This window comes from Paenibacillus lentus (genome assembly GCF_042714055.1).
Lineage (GTDB): Bacteria > Bacillota > Bacilli > Paenibacillales > Paenibacillaceae > Fontibacillus > Fontibacillus lentus_A.
This window is the reverse complement of sequence record NZ_JBHGVC010000016.1, coordinates 32,749-54,109: the sequence shown is the minus strand read 5'-3', so window position 1 is coordinate 54,109 and position 21,361 is coordinate 32,749. Positions and strand designations below refer to the sequence as shown.

Annotated in this window: 23 protein-coding genes and 1 other annotated feature; of the genes, 1 reads left to right on the top strand and 22 read right to left on the bottom strand. The window is 50.4% G+C overall.

Going from position 1 to position 21,361, the window contains the following annotated elements:
* Positions 1-141 precede the first annotated feature (141 nt).
* From ACE3MQ_RS24255 to ACE3MQ_RS24170, 18 genes are all read right to left on the bottom strand, one after another.
* A complete protein-coding gene (locus ACE3MQ_RS24255; RefSeq protein ID WP_379397635.1) occupies positions 142-738 on the bottom strand; it encodes a class I SAM-dependent methyltransferase in 597 nt (198 codons plus the stop codon).
* 346 nt (positions 739-1,084) lie between these two features.
* The gene (gene rplL / locus ACE3MQ_RS24250; protein WP_379397633.1) at positions 1,085-1,450 is read right to left on the bottom strand and encodes a 50S ribosomal protein L7/L12; all 366 of its coding nucleotides are present in this window, start codon (positions 1,448-1,450) and stop codon (positions 1,085-1,087) included.
* Positions 1,451-1,515: 65 nt separating this feature from the next.
* Complete coding sequence (gene rplJ, locus ACE3MQ_RS24245; protein ID WP_379397735.1) at positions 1,516-2,025, bottom strand: 50S ribosomal protein L10; 510 nt, start codon at positions 2,023-2,025, stop codon at positions 1,516-1,518.
* Positions 2,026-2,161: 136 nt separating this feature from the next.
* Positions 2,162-2,315, bottom strand: a sequence feature (ribosomal protein L10 leader region).
* 80 nt (positions 2,316-2,395) lie between these two features.
* Entirely contained in the window at positions 2,396-3,088 is a 693-nt protein-coding gene (gene rplA / locus ACE3MQ_RS24240; protein WP_379397631.1) for a 50S ribosomal protein L1, read from the bottom strand.
* A gap of 138 nt (positions 3,089-3,226) precedes the next feature.
* Positions 3,227-3,652: a 50S ribosomal protein L11 gene (rplK, locus tag ACE3MQ_RS24235; RefSeq protein WP_379397629.1), complete on the bottom strand. Its 426-nt coding sequence runs from the start codon at positions 3,650-3,652 to the stop codon at positions 3,227-3,229.
* Positions 3,653-3,721: 69 nt separating this feature from the next.
* Positions 3,722-4,255, bottom strand: a complete 534-nt coding sequence (nusG, locus tag ACE3MQ_RS24230; RefSeq protein WP_379397627.1) for a transcription termination/antitermination protein NusG — start codon at positions 4,253-4,255, stop codon at positions 3,722-3,724.
* A gap of 23 nt (positions 4,256-4,278) precedes the next feature.
* The gene (gene secE, locus ACE3MQ_RS24225) at positions 4,279-4,470 is read right to left on the bottom strand and encodes a preprotein translocase subunit SecE (protein ID WP_055105057.1); all 192 of its coding nucleotides are present in this window, start codon (positions 4,468-4,470) and stop codon (positions 4,279-4,281) included.
* Positions 4,471-4,491: 21 nt separating this feature from the next.
* On the bottom strand, positions 4,492-4,641 hold the full coding sequence (gene rpmG / locus ACE3MQ_RS24220; RefSeq protein ID WP_071784256.1) for a 50S ribosomal protein L33: 150 nt from the start codon (positions 4,639-4,641) through the stop codon (positions 4,492-4,494).
* 392 nt (positions 4,642-5,033) lie between these two features.
* Positions 5,034-5,687, bottom strand: coding sequence for an RNA polymerase sporulation sigma factor SigH (sigH, locus tag ACE3MQ_RS24215; protein ID WP_379397624.1), 654 nt, complete (start codon positions 5,685-5,687; stop codon positions 5,034-5,036).
* A 157-nt stretch (positions 5,688-5,844) separates the two neighbouring features.
* Positions 5,845-6,366: an NYN domain-containing protein gene (locus ACE3MQ_RS24210; protein WP_379397622.1), complete on the bottom strand. Its 522-nt coding sequence runs from the start codon at positions 6,364-6,366 to the stop codon at positions 5,845-5,847.
* A gap of 8 nt (positions 6,367-6,374) precedes the next feature.
* Positions 6,375-7,127 (bottom strand): 23S rRNA (guanosine(2251)-2'-O)-methyltransferase RlmB, encoded by a 753-nt coding sequence (rlmB, locus tag ACE3MQ_RS24205; protein ID WP_379397620.1) that lies wholly within the window; start codon positions 7,125-7,127, stop codon positions 6,375-6,377.
* Positions 7,128-7,200: 73 nt separating this feature from the next.
* Positions 7,201-7,566: a Mini-ribonuclease 3 gene (locus ACE3MQ_RS24200; RefSeq protein WP_379397733.1), complete on the bottom strand. Its 366-nt coding sequence runs from the start codon at positions 7,564-7,566 to the stop codon at positions 7,201-7,203.
* A 218-nt stretch (positions 7,567-7,784) separates the two neighbouring features.
* Entirely contained in the window at positions 7,785-9,188 is a 1,404-nt protein-coding gene (gene cysS, locus ACE3MQ_RS24195) for a cysteine--tRNA ligase (protein ID WP_379397617.1), read from the bottom strand.
* 31 nt (positions 9,189-9,219) lie between these two features.
* Positions 9,220-9,882 carry a serine O-acetyltransferase gene (gene cysE / locus ACE3MQ_RS24190; protein ID WP_379397731.1) on the bottom strand — a complete coding sequence of 221 codons (663 nt, stop codon included), beginning with the start codon at positions 9,880-9,882 and terminating at the stop codon, positions 9,220-9,222.
* A 556-nt stretch (positions 9,883-10,438) separates the two neighbouring features.
* Complete coding sequence (gltX, locus tag ACE3MQ_RS24185; protein WP_379397729.1) at positions 10,439-11,902, bottom strand: glutamate--tRNA ligase; 1,464 nt, start codon at positions 11,900-11,902, stop codon at positions 10,439-10,441.
* Between the two features lie 48 nt (positions 11,903-11,950).
* Positions 11,951-12,439, bottom strand: a complete 489-nt coding sequence (gene ispF, locus ACE3MQ_RS24180; protein ID WP_379397615.1) for a 2-C-methyl-D-erythritol 2,4-cyclodiphosphate synthase — start codon at positions 12,437-12,439, stop codon at positions 11,951-11,953.
* A 3-nt stretch (positions 12,440-12,442) separates the two neighbouring features.
* Positions 12,443-13,153 carry a 2-C-methyl-D-erythritol 4-phosphate cytidylyltransferase gene (gene ispD / locus ACE3MQ_RS24175; RefSeq protein ID WP_379397613.1) on the bottom strand — a complete coding sequence of 237 codons (711 nt, stop codon included), beginning with the start codon at positions 13,151-13,153 and terminating at the stop codon, positions 12,443-12,445.
* Positions 13,154-13,268: 115 nt separating this feature from the next.
* On the bottom strand, positions 13,269-14,357 hold the full coding sequence (locus ACE3MQ_RS24170; protein ID WP_379397611.1) for a PIN/TRAM domain-containing protein: 1,089 nt from the start codon (positions 14,355-14,357) through the stop codon (positions 13,269-13,271).
* Between the two features lie 317 nt (positions 14,358-14,674).
* Between ACE3MQ_RS24170 and ACE3MQ_RS24165 the strand changes: the two genes are divergently transcribed.
* Positions 14,675-15,070 (top strand): nucleoside triphosphate pyrophosphohydrolase family protein, encoded by a 396-nt coding sequence (locus ACE3MQ_RS24165; protein WP_379397609.1) that lies wholly within the window; start codon positions 14,675-14,677, stop codon positions 15,068-15,070.
* Positions 15,071-15,408: 338 nt separating this feature from the next.
* On the opposite strand, the gene pssA is transcribed toward ACE3MQ_RS24165, so the two are convergent.
* The 4 genes from pssA to clpC form a co-directional block, all read right to left on the bottom strand.
* Positions 15,409-16,137, bottom strand: a complete 729-nt coding sequence (gene pssA / locus ACE3MQ_RS24160; RefSeq protein ID WP_379397607.1) for a CDP-diacylglycerol--serine O-phosphatidyltransferase — start codon at positions 16,135-16,137, stop codon at positions 15,409-15,411.
* An 87-nt stretch (positions 16,138-16,224) separates the two neighbouring features.
* The gene (gene disA, locus ACE3MQ_RS24155) at positions 16,225-17,301 is read right to left on the bottom strand and encodes a DNA integrity scanning diadenylate cyclase DisA (RefSeq protein WP_379397605.1); all 1,077 of its coding nucleotides are present in this window, start codon (positions 17,299-17,301) and stop codon (positions 16,225-16,227) included.
* A gap of 14 nt (positions 17,302-17,315) precedes the next feature.
* The gene (gene radA / locus ACE3MQ_RS24150; protein WP_379397603.1) at positions 17,316-18,683 is read right to left on the bottom strand and encodes a DNA repair protein RadA; all 1,368 of its coding nucleotides are present in this window, start codon (positions 18,681-18,683) and stop codon (positions 17,316-17,318) included.
* Between the two features lie 226 nt (positions 18,684-18,909).
* Positions 18,910-21,357 carry an ATP-dependent protease ATP-binding subunit ClpC gene (clpC, locus tag ACE3MQ_RS24145; protein WP_379397601.1) on the bottom strand — a complete coding sequence of 816 codons (2,448 nt, stop codon included), beginning with the start codon at positions 21,355-21,357 and terminating at the stop codon, positions 18,910-18,912.
* Between the last annotated feature and the right edge of the window lie 4 nt (positions 21,358-21,361).

The window sequence follows — 21,361 nt, the reverse complement described above, 5'->3', positions numbered from 1 at the left end:
GATTTTATTCATTGTGTCGAAAAAAACCTTGACATTTCAGCAAACTAAAGTCACATAGGGCATCCTAATACTGACATTTTATAATAATATCACAACCAATATTACGAGTCAACCTTTTTTTCTTTACGCACTGCCAAGTCTTCATTTAATTGCTCGATACACCCTGTATCCCTTATCCTTCGTCACTTCCTCGACCTCTCGAAACAACGACTCCAGCTTCTGTTTGGCCGACGGCGCTCCCTGCTTCTTCTGAATCACGATCCACAAAGCTCCGCCATCCTGCAGCCGATCATATGCCCCCTCAAAAATGGCATGAACGGTTTCTTTGCCTGCTCGAATGGGCGGGTTAGTTAGAACGACATCGAATTGCCGATCACCTAAGGCAGAGAACAGATCGCTTTCCAGGATCGTAACATTGGCTACCTTGTTGTTGCTAGCATTCTCCTGCGCCAGTTCTACCGCCCGGCGGTTGACGTCGATCATCGTCACGTGACCGCGGCTCGCAAGCCTAGCAGCCGTAAGCCCAATGGGGCCGTAGCCGCATCCGACATCAAGCACCTGCGCTTCTGCTGGAATATCCATCACTTCAATCAGCACCCTGCTTCCATAATCTACGCCACCTTTTGCGAAGACCCCGGCATCACTAACGAAGCGAAATTTCTGTTCACGCAATTGAGTATCCCAGATTTTCCGGTCATGAGCCGTAGAAGGTTGATTGGTATAATAGTGATCTGCCATTTTGGCTACCTCCACATCAATGCTTTTAGCTAGATATCGAACAATCAAAAACTAAGCATAACAGCTGTAAATACTAATGTTTCATTTCTAAATCCGCTTAAACGCTCATTATCTTCAGTCTTGCTCAACAGCCCGCCCGTAATACATAGCAGCATTCCCGCTTACGTTCAGCTTCCCCCCACCTAAAAGACTGACTAAGAAAAGCTTCATCTGCGTCCACTCTATGAATCATCGAACGAGCTAACCACTACAATCCTCGAACAACGAGCCCTATGAAAATATCGAGGCACTTACAAACAACCCCCTTGAACTTGGTTCAAGGGGGTTGTCACAGGAGAACGGCGAACTATTTCAATTCTACAGCTGCGCCTGCTTCTTCCAATTTTGCTTTTACTGCTTCTGCTTCTTCTTTGCCCACTTTTTCTTTCAGTGGTTTTGGAGCGTTGTCAACGAGTTCTTTCGCTTCTTTCAGGCCAAGACCTGTGATTTCGCGAACAACTTTGATAACGTTGATTTTGGATGCGCCTGCGCTAGTCAGAACTACATCAAATTCGGATTGCTCAGCAGCTTCAGCGCCGCCGCCGCCACCGCCAGCAACAACAACTGGAGCTGCTGCAGTTACGCCGAATTCTTCTTCGATTGCTTTAACCAGTTCGTTAAGTTCAAGAACGGACATACCTTTGATTTCTTCTAAAATTGTTTCTTTACTCATGTTGGAACCTCCATTTTATATTCATTATGGTTTAAATTCGTTAACTCACTGCTCGAGAGCCAAGCTTATGCGCTTGCGCTGCCTTCTTCTTTTTCTGCAACGGCTTTGACTGCCAGTGCAAAGTTGCGAACTGGAGCTTGAAGCACGCTGAGGAGCATCGAAAGAAGACCTTCGCGGGAAGGAAGATCCGCGAGCGCTTTGATTTGATCGACGCCAACTACACGGCCTTCGACCACGCCGCCTTTTACTTTAAGTGCATCGTTCTTCTTTGCGAACTCGCTGATGATTTTAGCCGGAGCTACTGCATCATCAGCACTGAACGCGATTGCTGTAGGACCAGTCAATACTTCGTCCAGTTCACTAAGTTCCGCAGCCGCTGTTGCACGGCGAACGAGCGTATTTTTCAGTACTTGGAATTCTACGCCAGCTTCACGAAGCTGTTTACGCAGTTCCGTAACTTGAGTAACGTTAAGTCCACGATAGTCAGCAACAACAGTTGTTGCGCTCTCGCGAAGCTTCGCTGTTACCACGTCAACGGCTTCCTGCTTTGCTTGAATCACTTTTGCGTTTGCCAAACTGTACACCTCCTGATAGATATGCTGGGTACGAGCCAGATCTCTCCGACTTACGTCCCCCTCCGAAGCGAAACTCAACCTCGCTCTAGAAAGACTTTTAAAGAACCTGTCCGGCAAGGATCACCTCGACCGTCATTCGTTCATTAAAAAAGCCTCCGTAGAATCACGAAGGCCTGATGAATCATCATCTGCAGTCATCCTGCAGCATGTTGACGTTCTATCACAACACCTCGGTAGGAAATTAAGCCTTGCGGGGCACCTACTGTCTACGGTAAGCATATTCAAATTTAATTAATAACCAAAACAACTCGTTCAGTATACCAAGGGAACGAACGTATGTCAAACCCTTTCTCACGAAACGTGAGCGGTATTATCTGAATGCAGCTGCATTTACGCGAGCACTTGGTCCCATCGTAGAAGAAACCGCGATGTTCTTCAAGTAAACACCCTTTGCAGCAGCCGGTTTAGCCCGGTTCAATGCGTCAATGAGAGCCTGAAGGTTCTCGTTCAATTGCTCGGCGCTGAAAGACACTTTGCCGATTGGCGCATGAATTTGACCCGCTTTATCCAAACGGTATTCGATTTTACCCGCTTTGATTTCTTGAACCGCTTTAGCTACGTCAAACGTAACTGTGCCGGCTTTAGGGTTAGGCATAAGGCCTTTACCACCGAGCAAGCGTCCCAATTTACCAACTTCACTCATCATGTCTGGTGTCGCTACGCAAACATCGAAGTCGAACCAGCCTTGTTGAATTTTGTTGATCATGTCTTGATCGCCAACGTAGTCCGCTCCAGCAGCTTCCGCTTCCTTCACTTTCTCGCCTTTGGCGAATACCAATACGCGTTGCGTTTTACCCGTGCCGTGAGGCAGGACAACGATACCGCGTACGGCTTGGTCTTGTTTACGAGGGTCTACACCCAAACGAACGGCTACTTCGACAGTTTCGTCGAATTTAGCGCTTGCTGCCTTTTTCACCAGTTCAACGGCTTCTGAAGGCTCATATGTCGCTTCGCTGTCAATCAGCTTAGCAGCTTCAAGGTATTTCTTACCGTGTTTAGCCATGAAAATCTTCCTCCTTTGTGGTGTTAGCGGAAATTCCTCCCACTGATCTCTAAATCACATCGTTTTCCTAAGGCCAACATGTAATTTAGAGGCAACTTCTGTTGCACATGCAACTCCGTTGCTTGCACGCCCCAAGAATTAGTCTTGGATGGCGATACCCATACTGCGAGCAGTACCTTCGACCATACGCATAGCCGCCTCAACAGAAGCTGCGTTCAGGTCTTGCATTTTTTGCTCCGCGATTTGACGAACTGCGTCGCGTTTCACGGTAGCTACTTTTTTCTTATTCGGCTCACCGGAACCTTTCTCAATCTTCGCAGCAACGCGAAGCAGAACGGCAGCTGGTGGAGTCTTAGTGATGAAAGTAAAGGAACGGTCTTCAAACACCGAGATTTCAACCGGAATAATCAAACCTGCTTGATCGGCAGTACGTGCGTTAAACTCTTTACAGAATGCCATGATGTTGACACCTGCTTGACCCAGCGCCGGACCTACCGGAGGTGCAGGATTCGCTTTCCCCGCAGGAATTTGCAGTTTTACCATTTTGATAACTTTTTTTGCCATGTAAAACACCTCCTTGCCCTGATAGTGGTAGACGGGAATTTCTCCCCTCCCACATGAAACCTAAGAAACCTATATTTTCTCCACTTGAGTGTAATCCAGTTCAAGCGGGGTTTCTCGTCCAAACATGTTGACGTGAACCTTCAGCTTGCTCTTGTCGACCAGAATCTCTTCAATGGATCCGACAAAATTAGCAAACGGGCCAACTTTGATACGTACGGATTCTTTGACCTCGAAATCGATGACCGGCTTCGGTTCTTCCATACCCATATGCCGCAATATCTGATCCACTTCTTCAGGAAGCAGCGCAGTTGGTTTGGAACCGGAACCTGTCGAGCCAACGAATCCCGTAACCCCCGGCGTGTTGCGGACAACATACCAAGAATCATCGGTCTGGATCATTTCAACCAAGACATATCCGGGGTAAACTTTACGCATAACGGTCTTCTTCTTACCGTCTTTGTTCACCACTTCTTCTTCCATAGGAACAAGCACGCGGAATATCTTGTCTTCCATGCCCATCGACTCAACGCGTTTCTCCAAATTGGCTTTGACCTTGTTCTCATACCCGGAATAGGTATGTACTACATACCATCTTTTCTCCATATCAAGCCACCTAAGGACCCTTCTTAAATTATCGCTTCGATCACAGCGGAGATGCCGATATCAAGTACCCAAAAATAAATCGCGACTACTACAATTGTACCGAGGACAATCATCGTATAATTGGTCAGCTCTTTACGATTAGGCCAGCGAACCTTTTTAAGCTCAGCCCAGCTTTCAGAGAAAAAAGAGAACAACGATTTGAAACTGCGTTTCATACGCGACTACACCTCCAAAGACTATCTGGTTTCGCGATGAGGAACTTGCTCGTTACAAAACTTGCAAAATTTCTTCATCTCCATGCGGTCGGGGTGGTTACGCTTGTTCTTTGTCGTTGTATAGTTTCTTTGTTTGCAATTCGTACAAGCTAACGTAATAATTACCCGCATGATGTGCACCTCCCGAAGACCTTCATCAAATTGAGAAGTCTCTTAATTGAACCTAAACATCCAAAAAACGCAAATTTAGGCCTACCTAAAACACTTTATCATAAGGCCATATCCATGTCAACGAGACTTCGAGCTTCTCTTTATTTGATTATTAACAGTATAGCACATCATTTTCCAAGATAAACCCTTATCCGCACTTATCATATGAATTGTCTCAACAATTAGTAGTAGGTTGACGCCTTTATGGCTGTCATAAATTTCAAGTCAAGGCCTTTATTCTTTTAAGCCGCTTACTGAGAAAGGCCCGTAAACGTAAAAAGAACGACTATAGTCATAGTCGTCTTTGCACTAGCTATTCTAAATTATGGCACCTGTATATTCCGACATAACCGCTACATCGCTCCGTCACGAACTTCCAAGTATCTTTCCAATTTGCGTTTTACTCGCTGCAGGGCGTTATCGATCGACTTAACATGACGATCTAAATCCACTGCAATTTCCTGATAAGAGCGTCCATCCAAATACAGCATCAACACTTTGCGTTCCAAATCGCTAAGAATTTCCGACATTTTATCTTCCAAACCCACGAATTCTTCCTGGTTAATGATCAATTCTTCCGGATCACATACCTGGGAACCACAAATCACATCCAACAACGTCCGATCCGATTCCTCATCATAGATCGGCTTGTCCAAAGAAACATACGAATTCAGCGGAATGTGCTTCTGCCGCGTTGCCGTCTTGATCGCTGTAATGATCTGCCGCGTTATGCACAACTCGGCGAATGCCTTGAACGATGCAAGCTTATCCCCCCGAAAGTCCCGGATGGCCTTATATAGGCCAATCATCCCTTCCTGGATAATATCCTCCCGGTCAGCGCCAATCAGAAAATAGGATCTGGCCTTTGCACGCACGAAGCTTCGGTACTTGTTAATCAAGTACTCCAGCGCTTCACTGTCGCCTTCGCGGACCGCTTCGACAATGTCTTCGTCACTTTGGATCTCATAGTCAAACCTAACCCACGTCTCGAGATTGACACTCACCACAAATCCCTCCGGCTGCAACGCACGGTGCCCCGTCACTCAATCAAGTAATACGATCAGTATATATGATGGCGCATATCAGCGTCAACTATAAAAGTACCAAAAGATGTAAAGTCGAACTTTGTCAAGGGCATTTGGAAGGATAACGAATAATGTCCGTTCATTCCCTGCGCCAACGCTCAAACATCATCCGTACCTCTGGGCTAAGCTTCGCATCAATACTATTTCGACTCGATTTGGAGCTGCGTTCGGCAATTTTCGATTGAATCTCTCTCTCATTCTCCTCGACCTGGTTCAGCAATTCTCGCGCTGAAACACGGAGTGCTCCTTGTCCAAATATAACATGCTGCTCTACGGTATCGCTCGTCGCGACATAGATTTGCCTGCGCCGGTGCGTTAACTCGCGCACCAGGCGCTCGATGCATTCATCCGCCGTTTCTTTCTCTTTTGTAAAATGAACCTCAACCTGATTCTGGTTGAAGGACTTCCCCAGACCGGGCACCCGATAGGCATCGAATACCACGATTACTTTTCGTCCGGAGAAGGCCTGATGATTGGCCAGCCTTTCCAATAGCCGGTCGCGGGCCTCTTGCATTCCTACCTTGGACAGTGCGGCAAGCTCAGGCCATCCGCCAATCATGTTGTAGCCGTCGACCAGAAGAACGTCGCGCATTTCGCGCATGCCGCTGCTTAACCTTCGGCGCGGCGTTTGCGCAGCACTTCGTACATCATAACGCCCGCCGCGACCGAAGCGTTCAAGGAATTAAGCCGACCCGCCATAGGCAGTTTCAGCAAGACATCGCATTTCTCGCGAACAAGCCGCCCCATTCCTTTATTCTCATTGCCGATCACGATGGCGACAGCCCCGGTAAGCACCTGACCGGCGGCATACATCTCCTGCTGGGCATCCACGTCCGTACCGACAATCCATACCCCGGATTCCTTCAGCAGTTCCATCGTCTGGGCCAAATTGGTTACCCTGGCTACCGGTACGTATTCGACGGCACCTGCCGACGTCTTCGATACCGTAGCTGTTATGGATGCGGATCGGCGTTTAGGGATAATAACCCCGTGAACGCCGGTGCATTCCGCAGTACGCAAAATGGAGCCTAAATTATGAGGATCCTCGATTTCATCCAAAATAAGCAGGAATGGAGGCTCTCCCCGCTCCTCCGCCTTCTGCAGGAGATCCTCGATCTCCACATAAGCATAGGGAGCAACCTGAGCCACGACCCCTTGATGCTGGAGGCCGGGAGCCATCTGATCCAGCTTGCGTTTATCGACAAATTGCACGATAACCCCGTGTTTTTTGGCCTCAGCGATAATCGGCTGGGTCAAATGCTTTTGGGCGCCTTCCGCAACCCATATTTTATTGATCGTCCGTCCGGCACGCATCGCTTCCAGCAGCGAATGCTTCCCGCCGATCCATTCTTGATCGTCCATATGACATCCTCCCGGGGATTTCGGGCAAAAACGCCTCTATTCCCTTGTTGTAATATAATTTCATAGGTTTGCTTTATTCCTGCTCCAGCAGTTCAAAGCCTTGCAAAATAAGTCCCCGGAGACGATCGTGCGCCCCTGTATAGTAAAGGTAGCCGATCAAGCTCTCAAAGGCCGTCGCATGACGGTAATCGAGCACATTCGCATTCTTGGGAACCGTTCCGGATTTGGCGTTCCTTCCTTGCCTTACCACGTCCTGCTCCTGTTCCGTGAGCTGCGGCTCTATAAGCGCAAGCATACGCGCCTGCGCCTTGGCAGAGACAAATTTCGTCGCCTGGATATGAAGATGATGCGGGCGAAGGTTCGGCCGGGCTATCACATGCTGGCGAACGGCGACCTCGAATACAGCGTCGCCAATATAAGCCAGCGCCAGCGGCGGCAGCAGTCTAGCCGGCTTGGATGGCAGCTCGGGAAACCAGAGGGGTGCCGAGACTTCGCCAGGCACCGTCGGCAGCCCGCCTGCTGCCTCTTGGGCTGATTCGGGCTTGGCGACATCCGCGCCCAGAGTCTCTCTAGGAGCCTCCCCCTTGGCTAGCACCTCATCGCCTCCCGTATCGCGCACTTTATCGCACACCTTATCCTTCAGCTCTTCATGCCCGCTCATTTCCGCCGCCATCTCATGCCCTGCGGGGTGTCCTCGAGAATGATGCCTTTGGCGTCAAGAAGATCGCGAATTTCGTCGGCTCGAGCCCAATTCTTGGCTTTGCGTGCTTCATTGCGCTCTGCGATCAATGCTTCTACGTCACCGTCCAGCAAATCCGCTTCTTCCTCTTTGGCTATGCGCAGCACACCGTTCATTTCGGAGAACAGCGCCTGCGCGGCCTCAAGATCAGCCCGGCTGACAATCGGTCGTTGAAGCAAGGAATTCACTTCATTCACCCATTCAAATACCGCGGTGATTGCGTCCGGCGTATTGAAGTCATCCTGCATCTTCGCATGGAACGCCGTCCAAATTTCACGCAGCTTCGCCTCCCATGCCGGGGTCACTTCTTCCGAGCCAGCAGATGCCGTCTGCAAACGATGGCGCAAATTGCTCACGGTGTTCGCAATGCGCTCCACGCTCCGCTCCGCCTGCTCCATAATTTTCTCCGAGAAGTTAAGCGGATTCCGATAATGCGTAGATAGCATGAAATAACGAATGGCCTCACATTTGTATTCGGCACGAAGATCCTTCACAAGGACGCCGTTGCCGAGCGACTTCGACATTTTTTCGCCGTCTATATTAATATAACCATTATGCATCCAATACCTTGCAAGCGGCTTGCCCGTTGCCGCCTCGGATTGGGCGATCTCGCATTCGTGATGCGGGAATTGCAGATCCTGCCCCCCGCCGTGAATATCCAGTGTATCGCCGAGCAGCTGACGGGACATCGCCGAGCATTCGATATGCCAGCCTGGTCTGCCTTCGCCCCAAGGACTTGCCCAGTGAATTTCCCCCGGCTTGGCCGCCTTCCAAAGCACGAAATCCTCCGGGCTCTCCTTGCGCTCATCGACGTCAATCCGAATGCCGAATTGCAGCTCCGAAATATTCTGGCCGGACAGCTTGCCGTAATCCTGGAACTTTTTCGTCCGGAAGAAGACGTCTCCTCCGCTGGCGTATGCGAAGCCCTTTTGCTCCAAATCCTTGATAAAATCAATAATGATCTCCATGCTGTCCGTCACGCGCGGATTGGCCGTTGCTCGAGGTATATTCAGCCCATCCAAATCCTCGTAATACGCTTTGATAAACATTTCGGCTACTTCAGGCACCGTCGTGTTCATTTCTTCGGCTTTGCGAATCAGCTTATCATCGACATCCGTAAAGTTGACTACATAGTTGACCTCATATTGCTGATTCTCCAAGTAGCTTCTTACGATGTCAAAGAAGATCATCGGGCGCGCGTTCCCAATATGGATATAACCATATACGGTTGGACCGCACACGTAGATGTTGGCCTTTCCCGGCTTCTGGCTCACAAAGGTCTCCTTCATCCGGGTTAATGTGTTATATATTTGCAGTCCCATACTCACATTCCTTTCGCCACTATTGTTGATGTTATGATTTGCTCTCTGTCACCTGCTCCTGACGCTGCTGCCTCAGCTCGGCAATTTCAGACTGCAGCCGCTCGATCTCAGCCTGCAGCGCCTTCATCGAATCGATCACCGGATCCGGAAGCTGATGGCTAAGCCGGTCAAGCGGCTTCCCGCGAAGCCGTACCACTTTGCCGGGGATTCCGACCACCGTGCTTTCCGGCGGCACTTCCTTCAGTACAACGGAATTGGCCCCGATATTCGATTGATCTCCGATTTTAAATGAACCGAGAATTTTGGCTCCAGAACCAATGACGACATTATTCCCTATGGTCGGATGGCGCTTGCCCTTCTCCTTGCCGCTTCCGCCCAGGGTAACTCCTTGATAGATAACCACATCATCCCCGATTTCGCAAGTTTCCCCAATGACTACGCCCATACCGTGGTCAATGAACAGCCGGTTGCCGATCCGCGCCCCTGGATGAATTTCGATTCCTGTAAAAAAGCGGCTGGTTTGGGATATGACTCTTGCGATCGTGAACCACCGCCGACGATAGAAAGCATGCGCCATCCGGTGGCTCCATATGGCATGCAGCCCGGAATAGGTGAAGATTACCTCGAACCAGCTTCTCGCAGCCGGGTCGTTATCAAAAACGGCTTGAATATCTGATTTCATCCTTTTGAACATCATGCTTCCCTCTTTTCTCTCCCGGTCTTTCGTACTGCTCTCTTTTCTTGCGATATACGGATACGAGCCCCCAATATTTAAATAAAATAAAGGCGTCCCTGCAGCCTTAGCTGCAGAGACGCCTTAAGCGCGGTTCCACTCTGCTTCGGACGGAAATAAGACACCTTTGCCAATCACAGGCATAACGCTCTATCCATCCCTCATGGCGTCCTTAACGGGGACGATGCGGTAAAGTCTACCTGCACATGTCGCGCTCAACTTCACTGCTCCCGGGTGCATTTCCGCGCATGTATTGAGATAACTTCCACCCCGGTGCCGCCGTCGGCTCCTCGGTTATCCTCTCTGGACAATACAATTGTCTACGTACTTCTCCCGATCTATGCATTTCAAGCTATAGGGGTATTCAAAAAGACACCTTTGGATCACGATGTAGTCCTAGCAGTAATTCGACATCGAATCTTGAATTCACTCATCTGTCTTTATATTACCCGAAAGACGCCAAAACTGACAACATTTGATTTAAACTCCCAAATCAGGCTTGTTTTGCAAGCCCAGCCTAAGCGCCGCGGATTTGCGCCTTGAGCCGGTCGATCGTGCGATCCTGGCCGAGCAAATAAATCGTCTGATTCAAATCGCGGCCATGCGTCTGACCCGTTAGGGCGACACGGATTGGCATAAACAGATTTTTGCCCTTATGTCCGGTCTCTTTCTGCACCTCTTTGATCAGTGCAGCAATATTCTCCGCTGTATAATCAGCCAGTGCCTCTACCTTTGCGAGAAAAGCGCTGAGCACTTCCGGCACTTGCTCCCCGGACAGGACAGCAGCCGCGTCAGCGTCCAACTCCAAATGCGTACGGAAGAAAAGATCCGACAGCTCCACAATATCCGAGGCTGCGGTCATTTGCTCCTGGTACAGGGCAACGAGAGCCTTAGCCCAGGCCTCCTGCTCCGGCGACAGCTCAGCAGGCAGGCGCGAAGCCTTCTGCAGATGCGGAATTGCCAGCCGGGCAATGTAGTCAGGATCGGCGTTCTTGATGTAATGATTGTTCAGGTGGGCCAGTTTGTTCTTATCAAATACGGCCGGGCTGCGAGACAGCCGCTTCGTATCAAAGATCGAAATTAATTCCTCTTTGGAGAAGATCTCTTCCTCCCCCTCAGGCGACCAACCAAGCAGCGTAATAAAGTTGAACATCGCTTCAGGCAAGTAGCCCAGATTATCATACTGCTCGATGAATTGAATGACCGATTCGTCGCGCTTGCTCAGCTTCTTGTGATTCTCGCCGACGATCAATGTCATATGGCCGAACACCGGCGGCTCCCAGCCAAACGCCTCATAAATCATTAATTGGCGAGGGGTATTGGATACGTGATCCTCCCCGCGGAGCACGTGACTAATCTTCATCAAGTGGTCATCAAGCACCACCGCAAAGTTGTAGGTAGGGATGCCGTCTTTTTTCACGATGACAAAATCGCCGCTCGTCTCGGATTGGAACGTAATCTGCCCTTTGACCAGATCATCGAACGTATACGTGCGGCCCTCCGGCACGCGGAAACGGATGCTTGCCTGACGCCCCTCAGCTTCAAAGGCCGCACACTGCTCCGGCGTCAAGTCCCGATGCTTCCCGGAATAACGAGGTGTCTCCCCGCGGGCAATCTGCTCCTCGCGTTCCTGCTCAAGCTCCTCTTCCGTGCAATAACAGCGGTAGGCCAGCCCCTTGTCAAGGAGCTCCTCCCAATATTTGCGGTATAGCCCCAGCCGCTCGGTCTGGCGATACGGGCCGTAGTCTCCGCCAACGTCGATGCTCTCGTCCCAATCGATGCCGAGCCACTTCAAATAAGTCAGCTGATTCTCTTCCCCGCCGGCGACATTCCGCTTCACATCGGTATCCTCGATCCGAATAATCAGCTTGCCACTGTGATGTCTCGCAAATAAATAATTGAACAGCGCGGTTCTCGCATTGCCGATATGTAAATGCCCTGTAGGACTTGGAGCATAGCGCACACGAACCTCCGTCATAATTAATCCCCTCCTGGAATGAATAAGCAAATCCAATCTTCAAAAATGATTTTAAGATGATAGCATATCTTTACTCAGGCACACAACACACAAGGCGGTAATTCCTTCTCCCCGCCCATTGAATCCAAGCTGCTCTGTCGTGCTTGCCTTAACGTTCACCAGCTCCGGCTCCGCTTGCAGTGCCCCGGCAATAACCTCGACCATTTGCGGAATGTAAGGCGCCATCTTGGGGCGCTGGGCGATAATAGTCGCATCCAGATTGCCGAGACGGTAGTCGCGCTCTACAGCCATAGCCCATACCTGCTGAAGAAGCTTCAAGCTATCCGCGTCCTTGAAGGCCGGATCCGTATCGGGAAAATGTCTGCCGATATCTCCGAGCCCCAGTGCGCCCAGCACCGCGTCAGTTACCGCATGCAGCAGCACGTCCGCATCGGAATGTCCAAGAAGTCCCTTCTCAAAAGGAATTGTAACCCCCCCGATAATGCACGGTCTGTCTTCGACGAGCTGGTGCACGTCAAACCCTTGTCCAATTCTAATCATGCGTTATTTTCTCCCCCTAGCTTCCTTCTGTGCACGGATAAACTCGGCGTAGTCCAAATCATCCGGCGTCGTAATTTTAAGGTTGCCGTATGCCCCCTCTACGACGCGAACCGAAACTCCCAGCCGCTCCACGAGCATCGAGTCGTCCGTACCTACAAACCCGTCCCTCTCTGCCTGAACATGAGCCTCCAAAAGATCCGAACGGCGAAAAGCTTGCGGTGTCTGAATGGCCCACAGACTGCGGCGATCCGGCGTAGCGGTCACCCAGCCCTGCTCGTCCACCTGTTTGACGGTATCCTTCACCGGAACAGCCAGCACGGATGCTCCATGCGCCACAGCCGCTTCATAACAGGCAGTCACCTGCTCTTGCGTGACAAAAGGGCGGACGCCGTCATGCACCAGTACCCAAGCTGAGCTCATTTGAAGCAGCCCTTGGTATACGGAGTGCTGACGCTCGGCGCCGCCCGGAATGATTTTGATTTGAGTTGTGATGCCGTATTCATCGATCCACGCTTTGGCTCGCTCCACATCCTGCTCACCGGTGACCAGTACGATCTCGGTAATCAAAGGATGGCGGTCAAACACCTCTAGCGTGTGAATGACGATCGGCTTGTCCTGCAGCATGAGATACTGCTTGCTTTCCTTCGTACCCATGCGCGTACCGCGGCCAGCCGCCACAATGACAGCACCGACACTGTTCGTTTGTACCACCATGTTTCCCTGCCTCATCCGTTAGAATTGCGTGTTCTCCTAAACCTAGATGAAAGATAAAATACTGACCATCATAAAGGATTAGAAGCTTGACGCAGCTACTCCCATCATAACGCTTTTACTGGGCTTTTTCCAACAGTTTCGGTTTGGCGAAGATCATCCGGCCAGCTGAAGTCTGGAGCACACTCGTTACAAGCACCTCGGTAATTGTGCCGATATAATCCCGGCCTCCTTCGACGACGATCATGGTGCCATCATCCAAATAGGCGACTCCCTGACCATGCTCCTTGCCGTCCTTGATCACCTGAACCATAATTTCTTCCCCTGGCAGCACGACCGGCTTAACGGCGTTTGCTAAATCATTAATATTGAGCACGGACACGCCTTGCAGCTCACATACCTTGTTCAAGTTAAAGTCATTCGTGACTACCTTGCCCTGCAGTACCTTAGCCAGCTTAACCAGCTTGCTGTCCACCTCGGATATCTCCTCGAAATCACCTTCGTAGATCATGACTTTGACATCGAGCTCTTTTTGGATTTTATTCAAAATATCCAGTCCGCGCCGCCCCCGATTGCGTTTGAGCAAATCCGACGAATCGGCGATATGCTGCAGCTCCTCCAGCACGAATTCGGGAATGACGATCGTTCCTTCGATAAAACCTGTCTTGCAAATGTCGGCGATCCGTCCATCGATAATGACGCTCGTGTCAAGAATTTTATGCTCCTCGAGCTTCCGTTCTTCCCCCTGTCCGCCGTTGCCCCATTTTCCCGATTTCCAGAATGAGGACAGCTCTTCCTTCTTTGCGAGACCAACTCTCAGCCCCATATAGCCTAACAATGCCGATATCGCGAACTGTGCAAAGCTCTCCATAGAACCCAGCAGGGACAAGACAGGGTAGACCATTAAAGAAAGTAGTAGTCCTGCAGTTAATCCGGCCGCACCGGCCGTCATTTCACTCATCGGTATTTCTGTAATCACTTCGATCCACCGTCTAATTTTTGCAGATACGATATCCGCAACAAGGGAGAACATGAATACGCACAAAATAGCCCCCACAGCCGCCAACAGCAAATGCGACATCAGAGGATTCATCCCGCTAAACCAAGTACGCAGCGGCTCTGGAAATAAGCCGATCAGCCCGTCCATCGTATACCCGAGCCACGCTCCGCTCAATGCGGACACGACCATTAACCATCTTTTTACCATGTCCCTCTTCACCTCCAAATAAAGTCTGTTCTTTATCCAGTATGATCCAATTTATGGAGGCGTAATCTTCGGATGGGGAACTTTTTTTTCACGATAAAAATACAGCAATTTCTTCAAAGCTTATTTTTCTGCTCAAATTATCCAATGATTGCACTTTCTTTTTGGGGCTGCTTGACCATAATCAATAGCAAATTCACAACCACCTCACGAATGAAAAATGCTGCAATCCCCACCATTATGCGAATTCCGGCTTGATATCAGGGGAAAATGTGGCATATAATGAACTCAATTCATAATAATTTGAGGTGGATGGAAAAATGAGCGCTCAAAGCCTTCAATCTTTTCAAGAACAAGTTTCCGATTTGTTACTCCGTCACCGCAGTTTACTCGACGTCCTGTCCAAGATGGGACAAACCAACGCGTCCGTCGTCCGCTCTGTCACCAAGTCTGTGACTGAATGCGGTTGCATTGAGCTTCACGCCACGAAACAACAATTCGAACCCGGTACAGATTTGCTGCAAGCAAAGGAAACACTCCGCAAGCATGTTCATGGAGAGCTGTGCGAGAACTGCCGGGACGCGATCACCAATGAATTAGGTCGTAATCTCTTCTATATGTCAGCGCTCTGTAATTTGCTTGAGATCGACATGGATGAAGTCGTCAAACGCGAATCACAGAAGTGCTCTACTTTGGGATTGTTTAATCTGTCATAAACGGGGATTTCGCACTCTCCCTAGCCCTCCCTGCCTAGGGAGGGCCCCAAGGGCTGTGCCCTCTGGATTCCCCAAATAGGAATAACCTTGGAGGCGTGAAATTCCTGCATGCTGTTCCCTTGCGGGCTGCGCTTAGGTTGTGCGTAGGGACGTTTTCCCCCTTGGGTACGTCTAACATTTGGAGCACCCGGGCTGGCTGGAAACATGCTTGCAGAGTGCTTCTACTTTTGGTGCACCCGGGAAGCTATGTGCGTGATCTCATATCTAAAAAAGCATGAACGCCGTATTATGGGCATTCATGCTTTTTAATTTTTCTTTTTGAAACTTTATGATTTGCATCAACGGTTGTGGTAAGCCTCTTCTGCTTCATCCTCATCTGTTTGCTTGCTCCGGCGGAGCAGTCTGTCGATGTTCTGCTTAAGTCCATATGCGGCATAGAGGACTAACGGGATAAAGATAAGTTTGGATAATTCCTCCGGAAAAAGAACCGCGACAATGACCGCAAATAGGATAACGAACGGCGCCAAAATAATTCCCTTCTTAGGAAGACCGATCTTCTTAAAATTCGGATACTTTACAGAGCTGATCATCAAGTACGAAACGAGAAGAATACCGCAGATGAAGTAGGGTGCCGTGATATTTTTATGGAACAAGGATAAGGTCGCAATGACTCCGCCCGCAGCGGGGATCGGCAAGCCGATGAAATATCCGGGTATTCCCTTCCGTACATTAAAACGGGCCAATCTGAGTGCTCCGCACATCGGGAAGATAGCCGTTACCGCCCAAGCGATGCCGGGATGTATGCCGCTAAAAGCAATCGAATACATCAAAAGTGCAGGGGCTACGCCAAATGAAATGATATCCGACAATGAGTCGAGCTCCTTGCCAAATTCACTTTGGGCATTAAGCGCCCTTGCAACACGTCCATCCAAGCCATCGAGCAGCATCGCGACAATGACCATGATCGCGGACATGCTGTATTTCCCGTCAAATGCAAATATAATGGCCAGCATCCCGAGAAATAAATTCCCCAGGGTAAATACATTTGGAAGTGATTTTGTGATCATCTCTTCACCTCGTATAAATTTCCGATAATCCTGTTATCGGATCATGAACCAAATTACTTTAACTCCCCAGCCCGGTTAGGGCTTCCTTTAGATTTGTCTATCGATAAAAGCTTGCTCCTGCAGGCGTTTCAGGCCTTCTTTAATCGTTCTGGCTCTGACTTCCCCGATGCCGTCTACTTCGTCCAGCTCGTCGATCGTCGCCATCAGCACCCCTGGAAGCTGCCGGAAACGCTCAACCAGATTATGGATAATGACGTTAGGCAAGCGCGGAATTTTGTTCAACACACGGTAGCCGCGCGGAGACACTAAATCTTCGGACATTGCTGCAGAGGCTGGATAGCCGAGCAGCCTTGTGATGTGGCTCATTTCGAGAAGCTCATCGTCACTGGACCGCTTCAATCCAAGGATAATTTCGCGAATGGCTTCATCGTTATCTTCCTTGGCATAGTCTTTGTATAAAAGCCACGCCTCTTCCTCCATATTGCTAACCAGTTCTTCCATTTGCATACTAATCAAGCGGCCCTCTGAGCCAAGCTCGTTAATGAATCGCTTGATCTCCATCTTGATCCGAATGACCATTTCGACGCGCTGGATGACATTAACGACCTCAGGCACCGTTACCAGCTCTTCAAACTCGGAAGCCGTCAAATTGGTTAGGGCCTGATTCAGAACGGCCCTGTATTTTTCCAGCGTCTGGATCGCCTGGTTCGCTTTCGTCAGGATAACTCCGATTTCCTTGAGGGAATAGCGGAGGGCGCCTTGATATAATGTAATGATATTACGGCGCTGGGAGATCGATACGACGAGCTTGCCCGTCTGCTTCGCTACGCGTTCCGCCGTCCGGTGACGGATCCCGGTTTCCGACGAGGAAATCGAGGAATCGGGAATAAGCTGCGTGTTCGCATACAAAATTCGCTTCAAGTCCTCGCTCATAATGATGGCCCCGTCCATCTTCGCCAGCTCATATAAATAGTTCGGTGAGAAATCGCAGTTAATGGAGAAGCCCCCTTCAACGACTTCCATGACTTCCGGGCTGTACCCCACTACGATCAAGCCACCTGTTTTTGCCCGGAGCACATTCTCTAGTCCGTCGCGAAAAGCGGTGCCGGGCGCAACGAGCCTGAGCAAATCATTCATTTTCTCCGCATGGGTATTTTCTTTCATCGAATTAATGCCCCCTAATCTAACGCAACAGCTAGCGCATCTGCAACAGTATTTACACCAATCAATTGGATTCCCGCGGGACTCTGCCAGCCCTTCATGCTTTTCTCGGGCAGAATAACGCGTTTGAAGCCCAGCTTTGCGGCTTCCCTTACCCTTTGCTCCGCCCGGGAGACGGCTCGAACTTCCCCGGTGAGCCCTACCTCACCGAAAATGACATCATCCGGCTTGGTTGGGACATCGCGAAAACTGGAGGCAATGCTTACGGCGATCGCTAAATCGACAGCTGGCTCATCGAGCTTCACACCGCCAGCCAGGTTAACGTACGCGTCCTGGTTTTGCAGGAACATCCCCATCCGCTTCTCCAACACCGCGATAATCAGTCCCATCCGGTGATGGTCAACCCCTGTAGCCATCCTTCGCGGCGATGGGAAATGCGTCGAGGCAATCAGAGCCTGCAGCTCCACCAGCATCGGACGAGTACCTTCCATGCTCGCTACTACGGTAGAGCCTGCAACGCCAAGCGGCCGTTCGGAGAGAAACAGCTCCGAAGGATTGGTGACTTCCGTCAGGCCGGATTCATTCATTTCGAATATGCCGATTTCGTTCGTGGAGCCAAAACGGTTCTTCACCGCCCGCAGCAGGCGATAAGAATGATGTCTCTCTCCTTCAAAGTACAGCACGCAATCCACCATATGCTCTAACAGGCGAGGCCCGGCAATGGCTCCTTCCTTCGTCACATGCCCGACCAGTACAGTGGCAATGCCCTGCCCTTTAGCAATGCGCATGAAGCGTGCCGTACATTCGCGAACCTGAGATACGCTCCCCGGCGCACTGGTTACTTCCGGCAGGTATACGGTTTGAATCGAGTCGATGACGAGGAAATTCGGCTTCAACTCATCGATCGCCGCTTCGATGGACTCCATATCGCTCTCACAGAGCACATACAGCTCCTGCGACAAGGCGCCAAGCCTTTCCGCTCTTAGCTTCGTCTGACGGATCGATTCCTCTCCGGATATATACAGGACTTTCAGCCCGGCTTTAGCCATCTCGTGCGACGTTTGAAGCAGCAGCGTCGATTTACCAATCCCCGGGTCGCCGCCGACCAGGACGAGTGAGCCAGGGACAACTCCGCCCCCGAGAACACGGTTAAGCTCTCCGATTCCGGTGACGATGCGAGGTTCCTTGCCGCTCTCTATATTTATGATGGGGAGCGGCTTTTCTTTCGTATGAAATAGACCAGAGGACATGCCCTGCGTCTTTACGACTTTCTCCGTTTCTTCGACCATAGAGTTCCATGAACCGCACCCTGGACATTTCCCGTACCATTTCGGCGATTCATATCCGCACTCCGTGCAAAAAAACTTCGTTTTTACTTTAACCATTTCTCTCTCCTTAAAATATCTGCAAAATTTAACAAACCTTGCAGCCCAAACCACTAAGGGTAACACTCAAAGTTTACCATTGTTTCAGATTTAACGTAAAGGTTTTTCGGGCGGTTTGCGTAAATATGGGAATAATAACGAAAAGACAGCTTGAGAAACATCAGTTTCCCAAGCTGTCTAGCATATTCATAAGCATGATTGACGATTGACATGCCTATTCAATATATTATTTGGCGCTTTTAGAAAAAGCCCCCGACTTCTTCACGGACAAGCCGCCATTCTCGACATCAATCGTTAGCGAGTCGCCTTTCTTGACGTTCCCAGTCAAGAGCTCTTCGGATAAGCGATCCTCGATATGCTTCTGAATGGCCCGGCGAAGCGGACGCGCCCCATAAGCCGGATCGAAGCCCTCTTTGGCGAGGAACTCCTTCGCCTGATCCGTCAAGACGAAGTCCACATCGAATTCATGCAGCCGTTTACGCAGCTCTTCGGCCATCAGGGTAACGATTTCGCCGATATGCGTTTGCTCCAGTGAATGGAAGACGATGATTTCGTCGATCCGGTTGAGGAATTCCGGACGGAAGCTCTTCTTGAGCTCTTCCATCACTTTGCCCTTCATGTTGTCATAATCCGCGCCGGAGTCTTCTACGGCAGTGAATCCAAGCCGCGTATTGCGTTTAATCGCCTCGGCCCCGACGTTCGAGGTAAGGATGATTAATGTATTGCGGAAGTCCACTACGCGCCCCTTGGAATCTGTCAATCGACCATCCTCAAGCACCTGCAGCAGGATATTGAACACTTCTGGGTGGGCCTTCTCTATTTCATCCAAAAGAACGACGGAGTAAGGTTTGCGGCGGACTTTCTCCGTGAGTTGTCCCCCTTCTTCGTAACCTACATATCCTGGAGGCGCACCTACGAGACGAGCGGTGGAGTGCTTCTCCATATACTCCGACATGTCGATCCGAATAACGGCATTCTCATCACCGAACATCGCTTCGGCGAGCGCGCGCGCCAGCTCCGTTTTACCGACCCCTGTAGGGCCTAGGAAGATAAAGGAGCCCATCGGACGCTTCGGATCCTTCAATCCGGCACGTGCCCGGCGAATCGCTCGGCTGACCGCCTTCACCGCTTCGTCCTGCCCAATGACGCGTTCATGCAGAATTTGCTCCATATTGAGCAATCTTTCCGTCTCTTCTTCCTTCAGCTTGCTTACCGGAATGCCGGTCCAGCTGGCTACAACCTGTGCGATATCCTCCGGCGTTACCTCGGAATCCGTGCGGCCTTGCTTCTCTTTCCATTGGTTCTTCGTTACATCCAGCTCTTCGCGGATTTTCTGTTCCGTATCGCGCAGCGCCGCAGCTTTCTCGAATTCCTGGCTTTGCACGGCTGCGTCCTTCTCTTTGCGAATATCTTCAAGACGGTTCTCCAGCTGCTTCAAGTTAGGCGGTACCGTGTAAGAATTGAGCCTTACCTTCGAACCGGCCTCATCGATCAAGTCGATGGCTTTATCCGGCAGGAACCGATCCTGAATATACCGATCAGACAGCTTAACCGCCTGTTCAATCGCCTCGTCGGTAATTTTCACACGGTGATGGGCCTCATAACGATCGCGAAGTCCGTGCAAAATTTGAATCGCTTCATCTACGGACGGCTGATCGACCGTAATCGGCTGGAACCGGCGCTCAAGCGCAGCATCCTTCTCGATGTACTTACGATACTCATCCAATGTCGTCGCCCCGATGCATTGCAGCTCACCGCGGGCAAGCGCCGGCTTCAGGATGTTGGAGGCATCAATGGCGCCTTCCGCTCCGCCTGCGCCGATCAAAGTGTGCAGCTCGTCAATAAACAGGATGATATTCCCGGCTTGGCGGATTTCGTCCATAATTTTCTTCAAACGGTCTTCAAATTCACCGCGATATTTGGTGCCTGCTACGACAGAGCCCATATCGAGCGTCATTACTCTTTTATCGCGCAGGGTCTCAGGGATTTCGTTATTAATGATTTTCTGGGCCAAGCCCTCGGCTATTGCAGTCTTACCGACACCAGGCTCACCGATCAGCACCGGATTGTTCTTCGTCCGGCGGCTGAGTACCTGAATGACTCGTTCGATTTCTTTGCTTCTGCCGATAACCGGGTCAAGGTTGCTCTCTTTGGCCGACTCCGTCAAATCGCGAGCCAAGCTGTCTAGCGTTGGCGTATTTACATTGGCCGGAGTACCATGATGGCTGGATACCGCCTCGCTGCTACCAAGCAGCTGCAGCACTTGCTGGCGGGCTTTGTTCAGGCTGATGCCCAAATTGTTCAGCACACGTGCAGCGACGCCCTCACCCTCGCGAATCAGGCCGAGCAGAATGTGCTCTGTACCTACATAGGTATGGCCTAGCTTACGCGCCTCATCCATGGATAGTTCAATGACCTTCTTGGCTCTCGGTGTATATGCAATATTCGCTGGCTGCTCTTGGCCGCGTCCGATTAAAGTCTCTACTTCATCCTGAATTTTCTCCAGACCGAGTCCGAGACCGATTAAAGCTTTAGCTGCGATTCCTTCACCCTCACGAATCAATCCAAGCAAAATATGCTCTGTTCCAATATTGTTATGCCCAAGCCGTACGGCTTCTTCTTGGGCAAGTGCCAATACCTTCTGGGCACGCTCCGTAAATCTTCCAAACATCATACTC